This window comes from Novosphingobium acidiphilum DSM 19966 (assembly GCF_000429005.1).
GTDB lineage: Bacteria > Pseudomonadota > Alphaproteobacteria > Sphingomonadales > Sphingomonadaceae > Novosphingobium > Novosphingobium acidiphilum.
The window spans coordinates 1-3,438 of record NZ_AUBA01000042.1; the positions used below are offsets into that span (position 1 = coordinate 1).

4 protein-coding genes are annotated in these 3,438 nt (G+C 52.6%); 2 read left to right on the forward strand and 2 right to left on the reverse strand.

Going from position 1 to position 3,438, the window contains the following annotated elements; translation table 11 throughout:
* Positions 1 to 307 precede the first annotated feature (307 nt).
* A complete protein-coding gene (locus G404_RS0117260) occupies positions 308 to 886 on the forward strand; it encodes a recombinase family protein (RefSeq protein ID WP_028642159.1) in 579 nt (192 codons plus the stop codon).
* Positions 887 to 908: 22 nt separating this feature from the next.
* Here the strand turns inward: G404_RS0117260 and G404_RS20525 are convergent, their stop codons facing one another.
* Both G404_RS20525 and G404_RS0117265 read right to left on the reverse strand, forming a co-directional pair.
* On the reverse strand, positions 909 to 1,526 hold the full coding sequence (locus G404_RS20525) for a hypothetical protein (RefSeq protein WP_156906377.1): 618 nt from the start codon (positions 1,524 to 1,526) through the stop codon (positions 909 to 911).
* 111 nt (positions 1,527 to 1,637) lie between these two features.
* The gene (locus G404_RS0117265) at positions 1,638 to 2,534 is read right to left on the reverse strand and encodes a GIY-YIG nuclease family protein (RefSeq protein ID WP_051280919.1); all 897 of its coding nucleotides are present in this window, start codon (positions 2,532 to 2,534) and stop codon (positions 1,638 to 1,640) included.
* Positions 2,535 to 2,860: 326 nt separating this feature from the next.
* Here G404_RS0117265 and G404_RS0117270 point away from each other — a divergent pair, with 326 nt between their 5' ends.
* Complete coding sequence (locus tag G404_RS0117270; protein ID WP_156906378.1) at positions 2,861 to 3,331, forward strand: hypothetical protein; 471 nt, start codon at positions 2,861 to 2,863, stop codon at positions 3,329 to 3,331.
* The last annotated feature ends 107 nt before the right edge of the window (positions 3,332 to 3,438 follow it).

Below are 3,438 nucleotides of genomic sequence, written 5' to 3' on the forward strand. Positions count from 1 at the left end.
TATTGCTCGATCTTAGCAATGATCCGCTGGGCCATATCGGTGGGCATTTTGCGAAGGGCCTTCAGCGCCTGTCGTGTGTAGCTGATCGGCTTCATAGCGGGCATGTAGCCCAAAGCTTCATTGTAGTCAATAGCTACATGACGGCAAACCAGATATACCGCTGCCGCTCATCTCTCTCTCGCGCGACCCATGTATCCCAATCGTTCGGTTTTATACACCTAAGCTGAGAATGTATCGAAACTAGGCTTTTTGACATTTTATACGGACGGCATTATAATACACCTCTTTCGATACGCAGGAGGTGTCTATGTCCAGAATTTTTGCCTACCTGCGTGTATCCACGTCCGGCCAAACGACCCTGAACCAATTGCACGAAATTCATGCTGCTGGTTTTGCGGTTGATGAGCACAGGGTGATTTCCGAAACGGTCTCTGGTTCCCACGCGGCATTCCAACGTGAAGGCTTTGCCAAGCTGGTTGACCGCCTTGAGCGTGGTGATGTGTTGATCGTCACCAAGCTCGACCGGCTAGGCCGCAATGCAATTGACGTTATGTCCACCGTAGAGAGACTGTCCTCGATGGGGGTGAAGGTCCATTGTCTTGCTCTTGGCGGTGTCGATCTAACCAGTGCTGCTGGCAAGATGACGATGGGAGTGATTGCAGCAGTCAGCCAGATGGAAAGAGATTTGTTGATCGAGCGGACCAACGCTGGGATTGAACGAGCAAAGGCATCCGGCAAGAAGTTTGGAAGACCAGCTACCATCTCAGACGCAGACAAGGTCGCCATTGTGGCTGAGAAGATAGCAGGCGCATCCTATGGTGAACTGGCTAAGAGGTTCAATGTCACCAGATCAGCCATTCAGCATGTCATACGAAATTCAGGCTAAAGTGCGCGTCGCAATGGCCCTGCTACGGCGTGTTTCGCGCAACATTATAAGCGAATTCAGTTGCTTCGGCCTTCAGTTCCCCAAATCTGCCCAGATCGCTACCGCAGGCTTTGCATTTGATAAGGTCATCTGGCGTCCAGAAATCTTCCCACATCAAGACCTCACCGCACTTGCATCGCCCGACCAACTCCACCGAGCCACGCTCTTGCCCAGCAGGCAGAGCAGACCAGTTTATGTTGGCACCAGCACGACTATGGGTGGCTTTGGCCAATCTCATATCTAGAGCTGACAGGGGTTCTGGCTGAGGAGTTTCGGTCCACAGGCCACCGCATGCATCGCAATACCAGCGGTATTTGTAATCCTTGTTCGCTTCGAGCGCGTAAATGCCAGTGACTATCGGGCATCCGATCATGACGGCGATTGAAACGAAAAATGCTTTGGTGAAGGGGTCAAAGACATTCAGTGCGTAGAGGATGACGCAAAGGATTATAAAAAGCCCGAAGGTCTCTTGAGGACCCCACCAAACTATCCTCGCCTTGTCAGTCCTTTGAGCAGCTAGAGTCGAGCTTTTTGAAACAGTCTTGCTGCCGAAGATGCCTGCTGCACCCCTGTTCGTTTTTCTGCCAAACCCCACACCCACCCCACGGCCAGTGTTGCGGCGGGTCGAATGTCTCGTACCGGCCTCATATACTGCGGAAGCCTTCCTCACTCTTGAAGAGTCGCAGTACGGACAGGTCACGGTTGCATCTTTTTAGTTTTCATTCAGACCGTGAGGTGCACGGGTATGCAATCGCACTTTCCAGCTACTTTCAATCCTGCCCACGTCCTCTTTCGAAGATGGGGAGAGGAGTTCCAGAATGGAAAAGCGAAAATTCTCGGGATCCCTCCCTTTCAGCAGCTTGTTGCCACCATGGGCGCGATCTGCGTTTCCTCCTGCCGCATACGAGTTCCAGCGGCCAAACAGATTTTCCTCGCCAGAAGCAGAGCCGACGTAGCCTTTGCCATCAGACACATCATGGATGAAATAGATTCCCCGCCATTGTGACAGGGCTATACGCCAACTGGTAGGCAATCCGCTAAGTTGCCGCCAGCTCAGGTTGACCGCATCCCAACTCGGAAGAGTTGAAACGAAGGCGCTTTCCTCAAGGATGGCAGAGATAGGCATGGCGTTGCGCTCTGACCGTCGCCACCAAGAACGCTCGGGTGGTGGCCAATCCACGATGAGCTTCCCCCGCCACGATTGATAGAAGTCCGTTTGCACAAGATCGAAAAATTCAATCGATTCCCGTGGGTCGTCAGAACCAAAATTGAAACTGCCGTGCGCCTTGAGTTCGTGGTGTTCGGGTATGTCCCAATAGCTCTTTCGGTCCATGGGGCGTGACCCAGCGATTTCATAGAGCCCAACAAACGTCGCCTTGCCGGGGTTCTGGCCAATGAATGATGCTACGAAGCCATTACCGACCAACCCGGACATTGCCTTTTGAAGCGCAGGTCCTTGCGTTTGCTGGTGAAGGTTGAACAGGTTCGGCTTCTCCTCGGCCCAAACCGGTAGAGCCGCTTGCAACAGTTGAGCGGTTGGCCGGTGACGGAGAGCGATGACGTTTCGTGGGTCTATGCCCTTAAGCGCGAAGAGATCGTTCAATTCCATGTGATCGGCACTGCCCCCGCTGCGTCAAATCGCACTGCGGTTATGCCTCAGGCGGCTAGCGGGTGCAAACGCGCCCTTTACCAAGCATTAAGCCCTTGCATCGCGGCAGCAGGCCGCAACCGTCCTCACTAACCCACTAGAAAGACGCTGGATTCTGCCACTTTGGACGACCTTGCCTGACTGTGGTATAATCAAGCCCAAGCTGACCCTCCGCCTGTCAAACCATCGGCATGGCAGCTTCACACACATGACCATCAACTCAACGTGCAGTCTTTTCTGGCTGTGCCTTTCTGTCGCCGTTCCCTTCAACCACCATGGAGAACCATATGGACTTTGAAACCATCTCACCTGAAAACATCAATGACGATACCATCCGAGATTTTTTGACGCTGGGTGCCGTGGATTTTGACCATCACGAGGGCATCTACGTCACGGGACACGATTACAATTTCTGGGTCAAAATTCACGACCATAGGCATCTGCTGGTGCTGTGGAGCTATCACGACCTTGCCGATGGCGTCGATGAACTGGATGCCCTGAAATTTTGCAACAAAGCCAACAAAGACAAGATCATGCTGCAATTTTCAGTCAGCAAAGATCGCCTCTACGCCTACTACAGTTTCCCATATGCTCCGGTCGGACTGGCAGCCCAAACGGTCCTGAAGTTGTGCCAGAATTTCAGTGGCATCATGTCCAAGGTCGTAGACGAAGGTATGGACGCGGGGATTTTAGAATCCTGTCCTCAATCCAGCCGAGAAGCCGCTTCTGATGACGCCCAACACGAAACCAAGCACTGAGAGGAGAACCATCTATGTGGATTTTGAGCGAACAAGGGTTCTATTCTGTTGTGCAAAAGGAATGGAATGTGCGGTCTGATAGCCTTACAATCCGTGCGCGTTGCGAA

Coding starts and splice junctions, on each gene's coding strand:
- G404_RS0117260 (WP_028642159.1), top strand. CDS start 308: ATGTCCAGAATTTTTGCCTACCTGCGTGTATCCACGTCCGGCCAAACG.
- G404_RS0117270 (WP_156906378.1), top strand. CDS start 2,861: ATGGACTTTGAAACCATCTCACCTGAAAACATCAATGACGATACCATC.
- G404_RS0117265 (WP_051280919.1), bottom strand. CDS start 2,534: ATGGAATTGAACGATCTCTTCGCGCTTAAGGGCATAGACCCACGAAAC.